We start from the raw sequence: 17,653 nt of genomic DNA, 5'->3' as shown, positions 1-17,653 counted from the left end.
GCGAACCGGCCGAAAATCGTTCCCCGGAAGAGGCGGAAAACGCTGGCTCACGGGCGCCGCGCGAGGCACCATCGGCGGTACACCTTCTTGGTCGCCGGGGTCCCCCGGCCGGTAGCAGGAGACCGATCCCCCATGCGCGCATCCTGGACCACCGTTGTCCGCCTGTGCAGGGAAGTGGCCTACGGCATCGATGCGGTGACCGCGCTCAGGCACGGCAGGCAGCCGGGCGTGCCACCGTATCCGCCGCCGTCGCTCTTCAGCGCGCCGTCCGACGTTCCGCCGCGCGTTCCGCTGCCGCAGCCGCGGGCACCTCGGTCCTGACGAACGGGCAGCCGCCCGGGGCTCCCGGCGGTCCGCGTTCCGCTCCGGCCCACGGGTTCCCCGTGCGCCTCGTCAGGCGCGTGCGGTGGCGGCGAGGGGCCGGACACGGCCCTCGATCATCGCCGCCAGGCCCCGCACCGCGCACCCCGCCGGATCCTCCGTGACGTGCACCGCCATACCGGTGCTCGCCCGCAACCGGCTGTCCAGGCCGGGCAGCAGCGCAGTCCCGCCGGCCAGCACCATGCCCCGGTCGGCGAGGTCGGCGACCAGGTCCGGCGGGCAGCGGTGCAGCACCGAGCGGATCGCGTCCACCAGACCGGTCAGCGGTGCCTGGATGGTCGCGCGCACCTCGCCCGGGTCGATCCACACCGTCCGGGACAGGCCGGTGACCACGTCCCGGCCGTGCACCTCGGTGGGCCCGGCCGCCCCGGAGGCCGCTCCGTGCAGTGCCAGGTGCAGCGGTCGTACGGCCTGGTTGAGCAGCACGATCTCGTGCTCGTTGCGCAGATGCTGGACTAGGGCCGTGTGGATGGTGTCGCCGCCCATCGGCACCGTCGCCGCCGCCACCACCGCGCCCAGCGCGAGCACGGCCACCTGTGTGGTGGTGGCCCCGCAGACCAGGATCATGGTGGCCTCGGGCTGTTCCACCGGCAGTCCGCAGCCGATGCCGGCGGCGGTCGGCGCGTCGACCAGCTCGACCCGCCGGGCGCCCACGCCGACCAGCGTCTCGATGGCCGCGCGGCGGGCGAGCGGGCCCGCGTCGTGCGGCACGCAGGCGGCCGCCCGCAGCGTGGGCCGGAACCGCCAGGCACGGCGCACCTTCCCGCCGAGCATCGCCCGCAGCATCCGCTGGGCCATCTCGATGTCGCTCACCGTGCCGCCCGCCACCGGCCGGACGACCCGGATGTGCTCCGGAGTGCGCCCCTCCATCCGTTCCGCCGAGGCGCCCACCGCGATCAGCGCGCCGGAGAGGGTGTTGACGGCGACCACGGAGGGGGCGTCGACGAGCAGCCCCGCGTCCTTGACGTGCACCCGTGTTCTGGCGGCACCGACGTCGACGGCCACGGAGCAGCGGCGCAGCTGGTCAAGGCTGAAGGTCACGGCGGATCGGGTCCTTCCCGGTGGGTGGTCGGCGGGCCCGGGCCGCCCACCCCTGCGGCCCTCACGACCACTGTGCGGGCGTCCGGGCGGTCCCGCCCGCTGGGATGGTCCGGACGGGCGAGGCCCCGGTGGCGGGACGCCCCGCCCGGCCCTCCACCGCCTACTCCGCCTGCGCCACGTGGCGCTGACGTCGAGTCAGTCGCGGACGGCCCGGGTCAGCGCCCCGGGGGTGTCCTCCGCGTGCTCCTCCGCCTGCTCGCTGAACTGGGTGCGGTACAGCTCCTCGTACCGTCCTCCCAGGTCCAGCAGTTCGGCGTGCGTCCCGCGCTCCACGATGCGGCCCTCCTCCAGCACGAGGATCTGGTCCGCCGCGCGCACCGTCGACAGCCGGTGTGCGATGACCACCGAGGTGCGGTCCGCCAGCGCCTCGGCCAGCGCCTCCTGCACGGCCGCCTCGGAGGTGGAGTCCAGGTGCGCGGTGGCCTCGTCGAGGATGACGACGCGCGGCCGGGCGAGCAGCAGCCGGGCGATCGTGAGCCGCTGGCGTTCGCCGCCGGAGAGCCGGTAGCCGCGTTCGCCGACGACGGTGTCCAGGCCGTCCGGCAGGGCCGCGACCAGGCCGTCCAGGCGGGCGCGGCGCAGCGCGTCCCACAGCTCCTCGTCGTCGGCGTCCGGCCGGGGCAGCAGCAGGTTGGCGCGGACGGTGTCGTGGAAGAGGTGGCCGTCCTGGGTGACCATGCCGAGGGTCCGGCGTAGCGACTCGGCGCTCAGCTCCCGCACGTCGGTCCCGGCGAGCCGCACGGCGCCGCTGTCCGTGTCGTACAGCCGCGGCACGAGCTGGGCGACGGTGGACTTGCCCGCGCCGGACGAGCCGACCAGGGCGATCATCTGCCCGGGCTCGGCGCGGAACGAGATGCCGTGCAGCACCTCCTCGCCGCCGCGCCGGTCCAGGGTGGCGACCTCCTCCAGCGACGCCAGGGAGACCTTGTCGGCGGAGGGGTAGGAGAAGCGGACGTCGTCGAACTCCACCGACACGCCGCCCGCGGGGACGGCTGCGGGACGGGGCCGCTCGGCGATCAACGGCCGGAGGTCGAGCACCTCGAAGACCCGCTGGAAGCTCACCACGGCGCTACTCACCTCCACCCGTGCGCTGGCCAGCGCGGTCAGCGGTGCGTAGAGGCGGGTGAGCAGCAGGGCGAGGGCGACCACCGAGCCCGGGTCGAGCGTGCCGCGCAGCGCGTAGAAGCCGCCGAGGCCGTAGACGAGCGCGAGGGCGAGCGCCGAGACGAGGGTGAGCGCGGTGATGAAGTAGTGCTGGAGCATCGCGGTCCGCACGCCGATGTCCCGCACCCGCCGCGCCCGGGCCGCGAACTCGTCGGACTCCTCCGCGGGCCGTCCGAAGAGCTTCACCAGTGTGGCGCCGGGCGCGGAGAAGCGTTCGGTCATCCGGGTGCTCATCGCGGAGTTGTGGGCCGCGCGCTCGTGCTCCATGGCGGCGAGCCGGGTGCCCATCCGGCGTGCGGGCAGCACGAACACGGGCAGCAGGGCCAGCGCCAGCAGGGTGACCTGCCAGGAGAGAGTCAGCATGACGACCAGCGTGAGCAGCAGCGTCACGAGGTTGCTGACAACGCCGGAGAGGGCGCCGCTGAAGGCGCGCTGTGCGCCGATCACGTCGTTGTTCAGCCGGCTGACCAGGGCGCCGGTGCGGGTGCGGGTGAAGAAGGCGACGGGCATCCGCTGCACGTGGTCGTAGACCGCGGTGCGCAGGTCGAGGATGAGGCCCTCGCCGATCCGGGCGGACAGCGCACGGGTGGCGATGCCCGCCGCCGCCTCGGCGAGCGCGATGCCCGCGATCAGCGCCGCGAGGCCGAGCACCATGCCGGTCGACTCGTCGCCCACGATGGCGTCGATCACCCGGCCGGCGAGCAGCGGGGTGGCCACCGCGAGGCCCGCGACGACGCTGCTGAGCAGCAGGAAGAACAGGATGCGGCGGTGATGGGGGCGGGCGAAACGGACGATGCGGCCGAGGGTTTCCCGGGAGAACGGGTTCTCGCCCTCCTTGGCGTTGCGTGCGTGGTGCAGAGCGCTCCACGCGGTGATCTCCATGCTCATCGCGTTCGTCCTCCGTGAGGTCTCGCCGGGTGCGACAACTGCGACGCTAGTACGTGAACTTCACTTGAAGTCAAGGTGCGGGCGCCCGTCGCTGTTCCCGCCGGCGGACCGCAGGCGGCCCCGGCCGGCCGCTGTTGGCGCCGGGCGGGGGACCGCTGCGGGCGGAGGCTCAGCGTTCCGCGTAGACGATCCACACCTGCCCGCGGTCGAAGGGCATCCGCGCGCCGCCGGGCAGGGTGAACGCGGTGCCGTCGGCGGCCGAGGGCCGCTTCCAGCGCACGTCGTACGCCCGGCCGTCGCGCAGCACCTTCGCCCGCCCGGAGCCGACGCTCTCGATGTACGGCGTGACGGCCCCGGCGACGTCGCGGAACCGCGAAGGGCGCATGGTCACGTACTGCACGACCACCGTGGGGGCGCCGAGCCGGTCGCCGTCCGCGCCGCGTGCCGGTGCGCCGTCCATCGAGACCAGCCAGCGCTCCTGCCCGGCCGACCAGGTGAAGCCGAAGCGCGCGGCGGGGTAGCGCACGGTGTGGCTGCCGTCCTTCTTCCCGCCGTCCGGCGCGGGGCCGAAGCGGAACCCGATGTCGCGCGGCCGGCTCGGGTCCTCGGCGGCGCGCAGGGCGGCCTTCGGGCGTACGTAGAGATTGTCGGGCACGGCCCGGCCGGAGGAGCGCGTGTACGCGTTCGGCGACTCGCCGGCCGGCACCCGGCGGACGGGCGACTTCCGCAGGTCGTCCTTGAGGGCGCTGCGCACGCCCGAGTAGGCGAACGCGGGGTGGCCGAACTGCCGCAGCAGCTCCAGATCGGACTCGCGGGCGCTGCGCACCGGGCCGACCCGGTCGGGCGTGCGGCTCGCGTAGACGGCCATGAGGCGGCTGAGGCCGCCCTCGACCTTCTCCACGTACACCAGGTCGGCCGCCCGGAGGCCGGTGTGCGGGCGGGCGGAGGGGGTGTTGCCGAGCTTGACGGCCAGCACGCCGTGCTGCCTCCCCTCCTCCCCCGTGAAGGGGGAGACCGCGGGCGCGTCGGGTGTGCCGGTCGGGGGCTGGGCGGTGGGCTGCGGGGGTGGGGTGGAGGGGGGATCCTCGTCGCCGTTCTGGCCGGTGCAGGCCGCGGCGGCGAGTGCGAGGACCAGCATCCCGGCCGGGACGGTGAGACGCCGCGCTCGCCGACGCCGTCGCCTCGGTCGTATGTCGTCGTCCCTGGCGAGTGTCCCCACGGCAGCCACCTCCCGTACGGGTCGTTCTGATGTTCGACCCCTGCCTGCAGTGGTACCCCTGAACGGGGAGCCGCACCGCAGGTGGGTCTGGTGAAGATCCTCCGCTCCGTCCGGCCGCTTCGCACGCGGGTCTATCCGCCGATGGTCTACGGAAAGTGATTCCGCAATTCCGCATTGCACCGTCCTTCGGGTCGGGGGCGCGATTTCGACCGCCGATATCCACGTTCCGTCATGCAGTGCCTGCACGCCGCACGCAAGGGCGGTGGATGGAATTCCGCTTTCCCTCGCGGTCTTCCTCGCACCTCTCTGACCGGCTGTGATGGCGTCACGACCTGGAGTCGCGCCTGGGATTCACGCATGCGGAAGCGGCGGCAACATGGTTATGATTCACGGCAGTTGAATCGTCAGCGTCATGCGGGCCACCCAACTTCCCTGCGTTTCACGGAGATTGCAATGCCTCACCCGTACAACGGCATGACCGCCGCCGACCTGCGCGACGTCGCTTGGCAGAAGAGCCGCTTCAGCAACCAGCAGGGTACGTGTGTGGAATTCGCGAAGCTGCCGGGCGGCGACGTCGCGGTGCGCAATTCCCGGTTCCCGGGCGGCCCGGCGCTGGTCTACACACCGGCCGAGGTGGAGGCGCTGCTGCTGGGCGTCAAGGCGGGCGAGTTCGACCACCTCGTACACGACTGACCGAGTCCTGAAGGGCTGCTCCAGGGCTGTCCCGGACGCGTGGTGCCCCGGGCCCGTGACGGCAGGGCGGACCCGGCGCCGGGGATTCAGGCGCGGGACGTTCCCGGCCGGGGTGAGCGGGGCGCGTAGCGGAACATCGCCCACACGACCTTGCCGGTCCGCACCCCGGTCAGCCGGTGCCAGCCCCAGCCGTCGCTGAACGAGTCCACCAGATACAGCCCCCGTCCCGATTCGGCGGCGAGTCCGGGGCACGCCTGAAGGGCGTCGAGGTCGGCGAACTCGGCCAGGTCCCGCAGTTCCTCGCTCAGGCCCGCCGCCTCGGTCGGCACACCCGGCGCGGACCGCCGGCCGGGCGCCGGGCGCGCGGCGTCGGGGCAGTCGGCCGAGGAGGGGCCGCTCTTCTGCGGGGGCGCCTCGCTGGGGTCGCGCACCGCGCACACGAGCCGGGCCGACCAGCGCATCAACTGGAGCCGCACGGCCTTTCCGTCCCGGTCCCCGGGCTCCTGCCGCGAGGGTCGCGGGTCAGGGTGCCGTGCGTCCGGACGGCGCTGGTCCGGAACGCGCCGGTACCGCGCTTCCGGGGGCGCCGGGTGTGCGGGGCCCGGCGGGGCGTCCGTGCGCAGCTCCAGGCCGTGTCGCAGGGCGTTGGTGACCAGTTCGGACACGACCAGGGCGATCTCGTCGAGGTCGCGGGTGATCTCCCAGCGCTCCAGGGTCCGACGGGTGAAGTCCCGAGCGCTGCGCACCGCCTCGTGGCGCGGGGGCAGCGTGCAGGTGGCGGAGCCCGACAGTGTCTCGGAACCGAGCGGCGGGAGGCCGCGCCATAACGGCTCGATCACGGCGGTCGTTCGTTCGGTCCCCATGACGAGCCACTCCAGGCATGTGCGGTCGTGAACGATCCTGGTCGGATCCGGTCGTTCGTGTTCCCCGTGCGCGCGGTCCTGCCCGTGGTGTGGTCGAGGATTCAACTTCTATGGCCGCGCGTGCACTTGTGCGATGTCATCGTTCCGAATGCTCCGTACATATGCAAGGGCAGATGCACGTGCATCTGTAAGTTTCCGTCGTGTGTAACCGCACGGGCACGGAACGGAGCCCGAGATGGCAGACTGCTCCGTTCAGGGGTGGAGGTTGACGAGATGGACACCAGGACGGCGGGTGCCGTGGGCGGCGCAGCGCAGGGCGCCAGCGGTTCGATGGTCCGCCGCATTCTGCTCGGATCCCAGCTGCGGCGACTGCGGGAGGCGCGCGGGGTGACCCGGGAGGCCGCGGGTTGGTCGATACGCGCCTCCGAGTCCAAGATCAGCCGCATGGAGCTCGGCCGGGTCGGCTTCAAGACCCGCGACGTCGAAGACCTCCTCACCCTCTACGGCGTGACCGACGCCGACGATCGCGAACCGCTGCTCGACCTGGCCCGGGACGCCAACAAGGCCGGCTGGTGGCACAGTTACAGCGACGTGCTGCCCGGCTGGTTCCAGACCTACGTCGGACTGGAGAGCGCGGCCTCGGGCATCAACACCTACGAGGTGCAGTACGTCCACGGCCTCCTCCAGACCGAGGAGTACGCCCGCGCCGTCGTCACCAGCGGCCGGAACGGGCTGCCCGCCGAGGAGGTCGAACGCCGGGTCGCGCTGCGCATGGAGCGGCAGAGACTGCTGCTCGCCGACGACCCGCCCCGGTTCCTCTGCGTCCTGGACGAGGCCGCTCTGCGGCGACCGTTCGGCACCCCGGCCGTGATGAACCGGCAGCTCGAACACCTCGCCCAGCTCTCCGAGCGCGACAACGTCACCCTCCGGGTCTTCCCGCTCGGCGCCGGCGCGTACTCGGCGGAGAGCGGCGCCTTCACGCTGCTGCGCTTCCCCGAGTCCGACCTCTCCGACATCGTCTACATCGAGCAGCTGACCAGCGCGCTCTACCTGGACAAGCCGGAGGAGGTCGAGCGCTACGACGGCGTCCTCTCCCGCCTTGTGGAATACGGCCGCTCCGCCGCCGAGACCCGCGACCAGCTGCTGCGCCTCCGCCGCGCCGACTGAGCTGCCCCGCCTCCGCCGGTCTCCGGGCGGCCATCCCCGGCGCCCGCCTCGCCGCCCCGCCCCGCCCCAGCTTCCTGCCGCCTCGGCGCTCTCCCCGCACGCCGCGCTCTTCGAGGACCGAAATCGTCCGCAAGTCTCCGTAGCGTGAGAGGTGACGGGAGAGGGAGGCCGATTCCCCGGCTCGCGACGCGCGAGTGGGCGGCGGCCCCGACGAAAGGTGGCGATCATGCCGGTCGTGGTGGAGAACGAGGCCCCGGGCGACGAGCGCGGCGCGCTCCTGGCCTACCTGGAGGCCCAGCGTGGCGGTGTCCGCCGAGCCCTGCACGGGCTGACCGAGGAGCAGGCGCGCAGCTTGCCGTCGGCCAGCGCCCTGTCGGTACTCGGCGTGCTCAAGCACCTGGCGCACGGCGAGCGCGGCTGGCTGCGGACCATGCGCGGCGAGACGACCGACTACGAGGAGGCGAGCAAGGAGTGGGAGGACAGCTTTACGCCGCACGCGGACGAGACGGTCGAGGCGCTGCTGGCCCTCTATGACGAGGTCGCCCGCGAGACGGAGGAGTCCGTCCGAGCGGTGATGTCCATGGACGCGACCTTCACCGTGCCGCCCGCCCCGTGGGACGCCGGCGGCGACCGGAGTTGGCGGTGGGCGCTGCTGCACCTGATCGAGGAGACCGCGCGGCATGCCGGGCACGCGGACGTGATCCGCGAGTCGATCGACGGCAAGGGCGCGTTCGACCTCGTCTTCGAGACCGGCGCGATGCCGGAGCCGGACTGGTCCGCCTTCGAATGAGGCACCCGTCCCGGAGGGCCGTGTGCGGAGGGCTGCGCCGAGGGTTCGAGGCATCCCCGCCCGCGGCCCTCCACGGCGGGGGTTTCACCCGTATGAAGGTGTGATATCCCCAACAGGGGGTTTCACCCGTTTCGGGGTATGCCGGGGCATGCGGCATGCTGGCCGGGGCGTGCGGAGAGACATCACCTCGACCGGGTGCCCACTCTGGTGCCTCCTGTGACGGACATCGCAGTTTCGGTGTGCCCTCTGCGGGAACGGCGGGGGCCGGAAACGGCGTTCTCCCCCTCGGCGTCCAGGGTGGACGGCGAGGTATCGAAGGAGCAGGAGGACAGTGGCCGGGGAGCCCAGGTGGAACGGCGCCGACGCACAGGCGGAGGACGCGAAGCCGCAGTCGGACGAGGCGCACAGCGCATTCACCCCACCGCAGGGGCTGCCCCTGCGGCCGCCCTCCGAAAGCGACCATCCCTCCTCCGAGTTCACGATCCCGGAAGGTCTGCGCACCCAGTCGGCGTACGAACCCGGCAGGCACTTCACCCCGCCGGACGGGGTCCCCGTCCTCGCCGGACTCGACCGGCCCGGCCTGCTTTGGCAGGACCGGATGCGCACCATGGTGCGGATGCCGCTGGCCGAGCGACCGGCGCCGGAGCGCCCGGTGCGCACCGAGGACGGCGAGAGCGGCCCGTCCGTGCCGCGTGTGCTCGACCTGACGCTCCGTATCGGCGAGCTGCTGCTGGCCGGTGGCGAGGGAGCGGAGGACGTCGAGGCGGCGATGTTCGGTGTGGCCCACGCCTTCGGGCTGGACCGCTGCGAGCCCACAGTGACCTTCACCCTGCTGTCCGTCACCCATCAGCCGTCGCTGGTCGACGACCCGGTCACGCTCAGCCGTACGGTGCGGCGCCGCGGCACTGACTACACGCGGCTCGCCGCGGTCTTCGAACTCGTCACCGACATCTCGCACGGCGAGGTGACGCTGGAGGAGGCCTACCGGCGGCTGGCCCGCATCCGCCGCAACCGGCACCCGTACACCAAGGGCGCGCTCACGGTGGCCAGCGGCCTGCTCGCCGGCGCGGCCTCCCTGCTGGTCGGGGGCGGGTGGCTGGTGTTCCTGCTGGCCGCGCTGGGCGCGATGCTGGGCGACCGGTTCGCCTGGTACCTCGCCGGGCGCGGGCTGCCGGAGTTCTACCAGTTCGTGGCCGCGGCGATGCCCCCCGCCGCGATAGGGGTCACGGTGGCGCTGGTGAGTTCCGGGCTGACCGCCGACATCCGGGCGGGGGCGGTGATCACCGGTGGGCTGTTCGCGCTGATCCCCGGCCGGGCCCTGGTGGCGGCCGTGCACGACGGGCTGACCGGCTTCTACATCACCGCCTCGGCACGCCTGCTGGAGGTCGTGTACCTGATCGTCGCGATCGTGTGCGGCGTGCTGCTGGTGCTGTACGCGGGCGACGAGCTGGGCGCAAAACTGGACCCGGAGAACCAGCTCCACCTGGAACGTCCGGCGACGCAGCTCGTCGCCGCCATGCTGCTGGCGCTGGCGTTCTGCGTCCTGCTGCAGCAGGAGCGTCACACCGTCCTGCTGGCCACCGTCAACGGCGGCATCGCCTGGCTGATCTACGGCACGCTGCACGACCTGGCGGAGCTGAACGCCGTCGCGTCCACGTTCGTCGCCGCAGGACTCGTCGGCCTCTTCGGCCAGCTCGCCTCCCGGTACCGGTTCGCGTCCTCACTGCCGTACATCACGGCGGCGATCGGGCCGCTGCTGCCGGGCAGCGCCACCTACTTCGGTCTGCTGAACGTGGCCCAGGGCAACGTCGGCGCCGGCATGGGGGACATCGCCCGCGCCGTCGCGCTGGCGCTGGCCATCGCCATCGGCGTGAACCTCGGCGGCGAACTCGCCAGGCTGTTCATCAAGACGCCCGGTGTGGAGACTCCGCTGCCGGGTCGCCGGGCGGCCAAGCGCACCCGCGGGTTCTGACCCGCGGGGAGGCGCGTCTCGGTTCCATCTCCCTTGCCGTATCGGGGCCGTAACGCGCCTGGCGTGGCTACCATGGCGTCTCAGCAGGCGGGGCCTCCGGAGCAGGGGGCACACTGGAGTCGGCATGGCGTCGATCGGCGCGATGGGAGGCCAGCACGGTGAACGGCGGCAGCCGCGCCCGGCGCCTGACCAGTCGTCTGGCCGCACAGGGAGCCGTCTTCGGCAGGGGGTCGGCGGCCCGGCGCTTCCGCATCCGCCGCACCCTCGCCGCGCAGGACGAGGGGTTCACCACCCGCAGCCGGCTCGGCTGGCTGAACGCCGCCGGCACCCGCATCGGCACCACCCTCGACCTGGAGCGCACCGCGCAGGAGCTGGCCGAGTACGTGGTGCCGCGGCTCGCCGACGCCGCCGCCGTGGACCTGCTGGAGTCCGTGCTGCGCGGCGAGGAGGGCGACCACGTCGTCGGCACCGGGGTGCCCGTCACCCGAGCCATGGCGGTGGCGGCCGTGGAGGCGCTGCGCGAGCTGGAACCCTCGCCGGTCGGGGAGATCGTCGACCGCGAGCACCGCCGCGAGACCCTGCTGACCACCCGTTGCCTCGGCGCCCGTGAGTCGGTGATGGTCGCCTCGATGACGGTCGAGGACCTGGACCGGGTGGCTCCCACGGAGAGCGCGGCGGCGGCGATGCGCCGGCAGGGCGTGCACAGCTACATGGCGGTGCCGCTCATCGCCCGCGGGGTGCTGCTCGGCTCCGCCGACTTCGTACGGGCCGGGGACAGCCCGCCGTTCACCGGCACCGACCTGGCGCTGGCCGAGCAGCTCGCCTCGAAGGCTGCCGTCTACATCGACAACGCCCGCCTGTACGGGCGGGAACGCGAACACGTCGTCTCCCTCCAGCGCAGCCTGCTGCCCCGGGCGACCCCCAACACCCCAGGCCTGAAGGTCTCCACGGACTACGCGCCCGCGGTCGACGCGCGTGGCGTCGGCGGCGACTGGTACGACGTGGTCGCGCTGCCGAGCGGCCGCACGGCGCTCGTCGTCGGCGACGTGATGGGTCACGGACTGCCCGCGGCCGCCACCATGGGACGTCTGCGGTCGGTGGCCCGCACGCTGATGACCCTGGACATCGCTCCCGACCGGGTCCTCGCCCGGCTCGACCTCGCCACCCGCGACCTGGAGGACGACCAGGTCGCCACCTGCCTGTGCGCCGTCTACGACCCCGCCGACGCCAGCTACACCCTCGCCAGCGCGGGGCACCCGCCGCCGCTGCTGATCGAGGGCCCGGACGGTGTGCCGCGCTTCCTCGACGTGCCGACCGGTGCCCCGCTCGGTACCGGCGTCATCCCCTACGACCCGCTGCGGCTGGAGAGCGCGCCGGGCAGCCGGCTCCTGCTCTACACCGACGGGCTGATGAAGACGCGTACCGAGGACGTCGACGCGCAGCTCGCCGGGCTGCGCGCGGCCGTGACGGGGATGACCGAGGAGCAGCTCGCCGACGGCGGGCTGCTCGCCGCGGCGCCGCAGGGCGACGGGCGCTTCGACGAGGCGGTCCTGCTGGTCGCGCAGGGTTGCGGGCCGGCCGCCGGGACGGACCTGCGCACCTGGACGCTGCCCGAGGGCGGCACGGCGGCTTCCACCGCCCGCCGTCTGGTCACCGAGCAGCTCGCCGCGTGGAACCTCGGCGAGATGGCGGACGTCACGGAGCTCGTGGTCAGCGAACTGGTCGGCAACGCGCTGCGGTACGGCGGCGGGCCGGGGCAGCTGCGCATGCTGCGCAACGAACGCCTGATGGTCGAGGTCTCGGACACCGGGCCGGACCTGCCGCAGATCCAGCACGCGGACGTCAGCGACGAGGGCGGGCGCGGGCTCCAGCTCATCAACATGCTCTGCCGCCGTTGGGGCTCCTGCCGCACAGCTGTCGGGAAGGTCGTCTGGGCGGAGCAGAACATCCCCCGCGGGTAACCGTTTCTCCGTGGTCAAGCAACCGGGTCCGGTGTGTCGCGGGCCGGTCGGGTGGTAGGGCGCGCGAAGGCTCAAGAAGCCTGGTTTTCGCGCCGATTCTCATCTTGTCGGATCACGAGCTCACGGCTCGTGGCGATTCTCTGAGGAATAGAGGAGAAACCATGCGTAAGTTCCGCTCCGCGGCTGCCGTCGCCGCCCTCGTCGCCGCCCTCGGTACCGCCGGTGCCGGTACCGCCGTCGCGGGTGGCCCGGCCGTCGAGTTCGAGCAGGAGAACGGCGCCGTCTGCAAGCAGTCGGTCAAGCAGGCATCGCAGTCCCTCATAGGGGACATCAACCTCGGCCTGGGCATCGGCGTGTTCGGCGAGGGCGAGGGCGAGGCGGTCTCCGACCGCTCCGTCGAGGTCGAGTGCGAGATCGCCCAGGGCAACGAGGTCGACTGACCTCGTCCGCGGCCCGGACGGAAGCGCTCCGGTACCGGCGGCCCCGCCTCGTGGGGTGCCGGTACCGGAGCGCTCACCCGTTCCGGGGCGGACCCGCGGGCGACACCGGCGACGACGTCGTGCGCGAGGCCGCGGCGAGCGCGGCCCGCGCCGCGGGAAGGGCGCGCTCGCGGTCCGCGGGAACCAGCCCGACGCGCGTACGGCGGTCGAGCATGTCGCCCTCGTCCAGCGCTCCCTCGCACCGTACGGCCCAGGCCAACTCGGCCTCGGTCACGCCCGCGGCGACCTCCGTCGCCGCCCCGCAGCCGAGCACCTCGGGAGCCTCCGTCCCGTACCGCGCGACGAGCCGCGCGGGCGCGGGCACCCGCGACAGCGCCGCCGCCGACCCCGCGCCGACCAGTGGCAGCCGGCCCGTGCGGCACTGTCCGGCGGCGAGTCCGCCGCCCGCCACCGCTGCGTCCACCGCGTCCTGGGCCATCCGCCGGTAGGTCGTCAGCTTGCCGCCGACGACGGTGACCACGCCGTCCGGCGAGGTGAGCACCGCGTGCCGCCGGGACAGGTCGGCACTCGATCCGGTGCCGTCGCCGGACTCCAGCAGCGGTCGCAGTCCCGCGTACGAGCCGAGCACGTCCTCCCTGGTCAGACGTGTGTCCAGGGCATCGCCCACGACGTCCAGGAGGAAGTCGACATCGCTCTGCGGGACGGTGGGCACGTCGGGCACCGGACCGTCCAGTGGCTCGTCGGTGAGGCCGACGTACACCCGGTCACCGCCCTCCTGCGGCAGCACCATGACGAACCGGCTGAGCGCCCCGGCCACCGGGATGGTCAGCGCCGTGCGCAGGCCGCCGAACCGCTCGCCGGACAGCACCAGGTGGCTGCCCCGACTCGGACGCAGCCGTACGCCCGGCACCAGCCGGTCCGCCCACACCCCGGCCGCGTTCACGACCGCACGCGCGCGGATCTCCAGCCGCTCGCCCGTGAGTTCGTCGCGGAGCACCGCACCCCGGCCGTGCAGCTCCTCCGCCGCACAGCGGGTCAGCACCGCCGCGCCCTCCCGGGCGGCCGTACGCGCCAGGCCGACCACCAGCCGGGCGTCGTCGACCAGTTGGCCGTCGTAGGCGAGCTGGCCGCCCCGCAGCCCGTGGGCCCGGACCGACGGGGCGAGGTCGAGCACCCGTTCGCGCGAGACGCGGCGCGCGCGGGGCAGCACACCGCGCCGCGTACCGGCGGCGACGCGCAGCGCGTCGCCGAGCACGAAGCCGGCCCGGGTCAACGCGGCCTGCGCCGGGCCCACGCTCTCGTGCAGCGGCAGCAGCATCGGCAGCGCCCGCACCAGGTGCGGAGCCGTGCGGGAGATCAGCACGTGCCGCTCGCGCGCGCTCTCGTACGCGATGCCCACCCGGCCCTTGGCGAGGTAGCGCAGCCCGCCGTGCACCAGCTTCGAGCTCCAGCGGCTGGTGCCGAAGGCGAGGTCGTGCCGTTCCACCAGCACCGTGCGCAGTCCGCGCGCGGCGGCGTCCAGAGCGATGCCCGTGCCGGTCACCCCGCCGCCGACCACCAGCAGGTCCACCTCGGGACGGTCGGCGAGGCGTTCCAGTTCGCGGGAGCGGCGGGCGGCGTTCAGCGCGGCGGCCTCGCGGGCCGCGCCGCGCGCGGCGGCAGCGGCGGCCGCGGCCGGTGTGGGAGTGGGGGTCGGGGCGGCGGAAGGAGCTGGGGGCATGGCGCTCAGGCCTCCTCGGGGCGCAGGTAGGAATCCAGCAGGCGGCGCAGTTCCTCGGTGAGCCGGTCCAGCGGCAGCACGTCGTCGACGAGCCGCCAGGACAGGGCGGTTGTCTGGACCTGGAGCATGACCATGCGGGCGAGCGCGTCCGGGTCGCCGGCGCGGACGGTGCCGTCGGCCTGGCCGGCGGTGATCTGCGGCTGGAGCAGTTCCAGCGCGCCGCGCTGGCTGGAGCCCAGCCGCTGGAAGGTGTATGTGACCAGCGCCTCGGGCTCGGTCTCCAGGATCCGCGTCAGCAGCGGGTGTTCGCGCAGCGCCCGCAGCAGCTCGGACGCCTCGCGCACCAGCCGCTCGCGGACGCCGCCGGGCCCTTCGGCAGGGCCGGCCTGCTGCGCGGCGGTCACCAGCGCCGCATGCATCTCGCGGGTGAGCAGGTCGGCGACGAGCGTGTTGACGTCCCGCCAGCGCCGGTAGACGGTCGGGCGGCTGACGCCCGCCTGCCGCGCCACGTCGGTGAGGGTGATCCGGCGCAGTCCGAACGCGGCGATGCAGTCGTACGCGGCGTCCAGCAGCGAACCGGCCACCGGGTCCTGCGGAGTGTCGTTCTCGTCCTCGTTGCTGATTGACATCACATGTAAGACTGTAACGCATGACGACTCCCAGCACCCCGGTCGGCGAGATGTCCTGGAACGCCTGGGGCGACCCCGACCGCGCCTCCGCCCTCCCCGAGTCCGTACGCGGCCTGGTCGCGTCCGTCCTCGGTGTCGCCCTGCGCGACGCCTCCGCCGTCGAGGAGTCCGCCCTCGCCGTCCCGCCCTCTGTCCTGCCCGCCGCCGCGCGCGACGCCCTGGCCGCCGTCGTCGGCCCGGATCACGTGGACCTCTCCGACGCCGCCCGCGTCCGGCGCACCGGTGGGAAGAGCACACCCGACCTGCTGCGCCGCCGGGCCGGCGACGTCGCGGACGCCCCCGACGCCGTCGTCCGGCCCGCCTCGCACGCGCAGGTGCTCGACGTGCTCCGGGCCTGCGCCGAACACCGTGTCGCCGTCGTGCCGTTCGGCGGCGGCACCAGCGTGGTCGGCGGCGTGGAACCGCTGCACCCCGGCTTCGAGGCGGTGATATCCCTCGACCTCGGCCGGATGAAGGCGCTGCTCGCCGTCGACCCGGTCTCCCGCACCGCCACGCTCCAGCCCGGCCTGCGGACCCCGGAGGCGGAAGAACTCCTCGCCGCGCACGGCCTGACGCTCGGTCACCAGCCGCAGAGCTACGAGTACGCGACCATCGGCGGCTACGCCGCCACCCGCTCCTCCGGCCAGTCCTCGGCCGGGTACGGCCGGTTCGACGCCATGGTGCTGCACCTGCGCGCCGCCACTCCGCGCGGCACCCTCGACCTCGGCCGCTCGCCCGGCTCCGCCGCCGGACCGGATCTGAAGCAGCTCCTCCTCGGCTCCGAGGGCGCGTTCGGGGTGATCACCGAGGTGACCGTACGGGTGCGGCCGCTGCCCGAGGCCCAGCGTGACGAGGCCTGGACCTTCCCCGACTTCGCCACCGGAACGGCCGCCCTGCGCGCCCTCGCCCAGGGCGGGGTGCCGCCCACCCTGGTCCGGCTCTCCGACGAGACCGAGACCTTCGTCAACGCGGCCCTTTCGGGCGGACAGGCGACCGGCGGCTGCCTCGCCGTCGTCGCCCACGAGGGCACCGCCGACCAGGTCGCCGCCCGCCGCGCGGAGACCGCCGCGGCGCTGGAGGCCGCGGGTGGCACCTGCATGGGGGAGGAGCCCGTCGCGCAGTGGCGGCACAGCCGCTACGCCGGCCCGTACCTGCGTGACGGGCTGCTCGGCGCGGGCGTGCTCGCCGAGACCCTGGAGACGGCCACCACCTGGAACCGGCTGCCGGACCTGCGCGAGGCGGTCACCGAGGCCCTGGCCGGCGCGCTCGCCGTGGACGGCACGCCCCCGGTGGTCAACTGCCACATCTCGCACGTCTACCCGGAGGGCGCCTCGCTCTACTTCACGGTGGCCGCGGCCGGGGGCGACGACCCCGCCGGCCGCTGGGAGCGCGCGAAGAGGGCGGCCGGCGACGCCATCGCCGGGCGCGGCGGCACCATCACCCACCACCACGCCGTGGGAGCCGACCACCTGCCCTGGATGGCCGACGAGATCGGTGACCTGGGAGTGGAGGTGTTGCGCGCGGTCAAGCGCACCCTCGACCCGGCGGGTGTCCTCAACCCGGGCAAGCTCATCCCGCCGCCCGCCCCGACGGCCGCCGCCGTCGCCGAGGCCCCGGCAGGCGACGCGTGAGCGCCACGGGCGCGCGGCGCCGGGTCGCGATGCTGGTCAACCCCGCGGCGGGCGGCAGCCGCGGCACGGACCTGGCGGCGACGGCCGCCCGGCGGCTCCTCGCCCGCGGCGCCGAGGTCGAACTGATCGCCGCGCAGGACGTCGGCGCCGCCCGGGACCAGGCGCGCCGCTGCGTCGCGGACGGCGTGGACGTGCTCGCCGTCGTCGGCGGAGACGGCATGGTCCACCTGGCCCTCCAGGCCCTCGCTGCCGCAGGCGGCGCTCCCGGCCACGGGACGCCTGCTACGGCGGGGACGCCCGCCCTGGCCGTGGTGCCGGCCGGCACCGGGAACGACTTCGCGCGGGTGCTGGGCATCCCCCGACGGGATGCGGAGGCTGCCGCCGACCTGGTGCTGGACGGCGAGGAACGCACTCTCGACCTGGGCCGCGTCACCGGCGACGGCGCCCCGCCGCGCTGGTTCGGCACCGTGCTGACCAGCGGATTCGACGCACTCGTCACCGACCGGGCCAACCGGATGCGGCGCCCGCGCGGCCGGATGCGCTACAACCTCGCCATGGTCGCCGAACTGGGCCTGCTGCGGCCCCTGCCGTTCGTCCTCGACGTGGACGGCGCACGGCACGAGCTGGAGGCCACGCTGATCGCCGTCGGCAACACCACGACGTACGGCGGCGGCATGCGCATCTGCCCGCACGCCGCCCCGGACGACGGGCGCTTCGCGGTCACCGTGGTCCCGGCGGTGGGGCGGGCCGAGCTGCTGCGGGTGTTCCCGCGGGTCTACCGCGGCACCCACACGAGCCACCCGGGGGTGCGGACGTTCACCGGGCGGCGGGTGCGGGTGGAGACGGCGGACATGCGGGCCTACGCGGACGGCGAGCCGGTGGGGGCCCTCCCCCTGGAGGCCGAGGCCGTCTCCGCCGCGGTGCGCGTCCTGGTCCCGCCGCGCTGACGTCGCGACGCGCATGCGTGAGGGGCCGGGCGGGTCGACATCCGCCGG

At 74.0% G+C, this 17,653-nt stretch carries 14 protein-coding genes; 8 read left to right on the top strand and 6 right to left on the bottom strand.

The features are described 5' to 3' along the window. Positions 1-393 precede the first annotated feature (393 nt). The 3 genes from E4198_RS11145 to E4198_RS11135 form a co-directional block, all read right to left on the bottom strand. Complete coding sequence (locus E4198_RS11145) at positions 394-1,422, bottom strand: rod shape-determining protein (protein WP_136183015.1); 1,029 nt, start codon at positions 1,420-1,422, stop codon at positions 394-396. Between the two features lie 195 nt (positions 1,423-1,617). Next, positions 1,618-3,534: an ABC transporter ATP-binding protein gene (locus E4198_RS11140; protein WP_136183014.1), complete on the bottom strand. Its 1,917-nt coding sequence runs from the start codon at positions 3,532-3,534 to the stop codon at positions 1,618-1,620. A gap of 169 nt (positions 3,535-3,703) precedes the next feature. Beyond that, the gene (locus E4198_RS11135; protein WP_136183013.1) at positions 3,704-4,672 is read right to left on the bottom strand and encodes a DUF3048 domain-containing protein; all 969 of its coding nucleotides are present in this window, start codon (positions 4,670-4,672) and stop codon (positions 3,704-3,706) included. A 534-nt stretch (positions 4,673-5,206) separates the two neighbouring features. On the opposite strand from E4198_RS11135, the gene E4198_RS11130 reads away from it, so the two are divergent. Beyond that, positions 5,207-5,446 (top strand): DUF397 domain-containing protein, encoded by a 240-nt coding sequence (locus tag E4198_RS11130; RefSeq protein WP_136183012.1) that lies wholly within the window; start codon positions 5,207-5,209, stop codon positions 5,444-5,446. An 86-nt stretch (positions 5,447-5,532) separates the two neighbouring features. On the opposite strand, the gene E4198_RS11125 is transcribed toward E4198_RS11130, so the two are convergent. Beyond that, the gene (locus E4198_RS11125; protein ID WP_136183011.1) at positions 5,533-6,309 is read right to left on the bottom strand and encodes an ATP-binding protein; all 777 of its coding nucleotides are present in this window, start codon (positions 6,307-6,309) and stop codon (positions 5,533-5,535) included. A 273-nt stretch (positions 6,310-6,582) separates the two neighbouring features. Here E4198_RS11125 and E4198_RS11120 point away from each other — a divergent pair, with 273 nt between their 5' ends. The 5 genes from E4198_RS11120 to E4198_RS11100 all read left to right on the top strand — a co-directional run bounded on the left by E4198_RS11120 (position 6,583) and on the right by E4198_RS11100 (position 12,639). Next, positions 6,583-7,476, top strand: coding sequence for a helix-turn-helix transcriptional regulator (locus E4198_RS11120; protein ID WP_247597631.1), 894 nt, complete (start codon positions 6,583-6,585; stop codon positions 7,474-7,476). 226 nt (positions 7,477-7,702) lie between these two features. Next, positions 7,703-8,266, top strand: a complete 564-nt coding sequence (locus E4198_RS11115) for a DinB family protein (protein WP_136183010.1) — start codon at positions 7,703-7,705, stop codon at positions 8,264-8,266. A 331-nt stretch (positions 8,267-8,597) separates the two neighbouring features. Beyond that, positions 8,598-10,238 (top strand): threonine/serine exporter family protein, encoded by a 1,641-nt coding sequence (locus tag E4198_RS11110; RefSeq protein WP_136183009.1) that lies wholly within the window; start codon positions 8,598-8,600, stop codon positions 10,236-10,238. A 158-nt stretch (positions 10,239-10,396) separates the two neighbouring features. Continuing rightward, entirely contained in the window at positions 10,397-12,199 is a 1,803-nt protein-coding gene (locus E4198_RS11105; RefSeq protein WP_136183008.1) for a SpoIIE family protein phosphatase, read from the top strand. 161 nt (positions 12,200-12,360) lie between these two features. Beyond that, positions 12,361-12,639, top strand: coding sequence for a hypothetical protein (locus E4198_RS11100; RefSeq protein ID WP_136183007.1), 279 nt, complete (start codon positions 12,361-12,363; stop codon positions 12,637-12,639). Between the two features lie 73 nt (positions 12,640-12,712). Here E4198_RS11100 and E4198_RS11095 read toward each other — a convergent pair whose 3' ends face one another. Together E4198_RS11095 and E4198_RS11090 are read right to left on the bottom strand one after the other, a co-directional pair. Then, a complete protein-coding gene (locus E4198_RS11095) occupies positions 12,713-14,359 on the bottom strand; it encodes a glycerol-3-phosphate dehydrogenase/oxidase (protein ID WP_136183006.1) in 1,647 nt (548 codons plus the stop codon). A 5-nt stretch (positions 14,360-14,364) separates the two neighbouring features. Further along, complete coding sequence (locus E4198_RS11090; RefSeq protein ID WP_136183005.1) at positions 14,365-14,988, bottom strand: TetR/AcrR family transcriptional regulator; 624 nt, start codon at positions 14,986-14,988, stop codon at positions 14,365-14,367. A 20-nt stretch (positions 14,989-15,008) separates the two neighbouring features. Between E4198_RS11090 and E4198_RS11085 the strand changes: the two genes are divergently transcribed. Both E4198_RS11085 and E4198_RS11080 read left to right on the top strand, forming a co-directional pair. Beyond that, positions 15,009-16,658 carry an FAD-binding oxidoreductase gene (locus tag E4198_RS11085; protein ID WP_247597630.1) on the top strand — a complete coding sequence of 550 codons (1,650 nt, stop codon included), beginning with the start codon at positions 15,009-15,011 and terminating at the stop codon, positions 16,656-16,658. Continuing rightward, positions 16,655-17,605, top strand: a complete 951-nt coding sequence (locus E4198_RS11080) for a diacylglycerol kinase (protein ID WP_247597629.1) — start codon at positions 16,655-16,657, stop codon at positions 17,603-17,605. Before E4198_RS11085 ends, E4198_RS11080 begins: the two co-directional genes overlap by 4 nt. Positions 17,606-17,653 lie beyond the last annotated feature (48 nt).

The organism is Streptomyces sp. RKND-216 (assembly GCF_004795255.1).
Taxonomy (GTDB): domain Bacteria; phylum Actinomycetota; class Actinomycetes; order Streptomycetales; family Streptomycetaceae; genus Streptomyces; species Streptomyces hazeniae.
The sequence above is the reverse complement of the archived record's forward strand: the minus strand, read 5'-3'. Positions and strand labels throughout refer to the sequence as shown.

Coding starts and splice junctions, on each gene's coding strand:
- E4198_RS11140 (WP_136183014.1), bottom strand. CDS start 3,534: ATGAGCATGGAGATCACCGCGTGGAGCGCTCTGCACCACGCACGCAAC.
- E4198_RS11135 (WP_136183013.1), bottom strand. CDS start 4,672: ATGCTGGTCCTCGCACTCGCCGCCGCGGCCTGCACCGGCCAGAACGGC.
- E4198_RS11130 (WP_136183012.1), top strand. CDS start 5,207: ATGCCTCACCCGTACAACGGCATGACCGCCGCCGACCTGCGCGACGTC.
- E4198_RS11125 (WP_136183011.1), bottom strand. CDS start 6,309: ATGGGGACCGAACGAACGACCGCCGTGATCGAGCCGTTATGGCGCGGC.
- E4198_RS11120 (WP_247597631.1), top strand. CDS start 6,583: ATGGACACCAGGACGGCGGGTGCCGTGGGCGGCGCAGCGCAGGGCGCC.
- E4198_RS11115 (WP_136183010.1), top strand. CDS start 7,703: ATGCCGGTCGTGGTGGAGAACGAGGCCCCGGGCGACGAGCGCGGCGCG.
- E4198_RS11100 (WP_136183007.1), top strand. CDS start 12,361: ATGCGTAAGTTCCGCTCCGCGGCTGCCGTCGCCGCCCTCGTCGCCGCC.
- E4198_RS11095 (WP_136183006.1), bottom strand. CDS start 14,359: ATGCCCCCAGCTCCTTCCGCCGCCCCGACCCCCACTCCCACACCGGCC.
- E4198_RS11090 (WP_136183005.1), bottom strand. CDS start 14,988: ATGTCAATCAGCAACGAGGACGAGAACGACACTCCGCAGGACCCGGTG.
- E4198_RS11085 (WP_247597630.1), top strand. CDS start 15,009: ATGACGACTCCCAGCACCCCGGTCGGCGAGATGTCCTGGAACGCCTGG.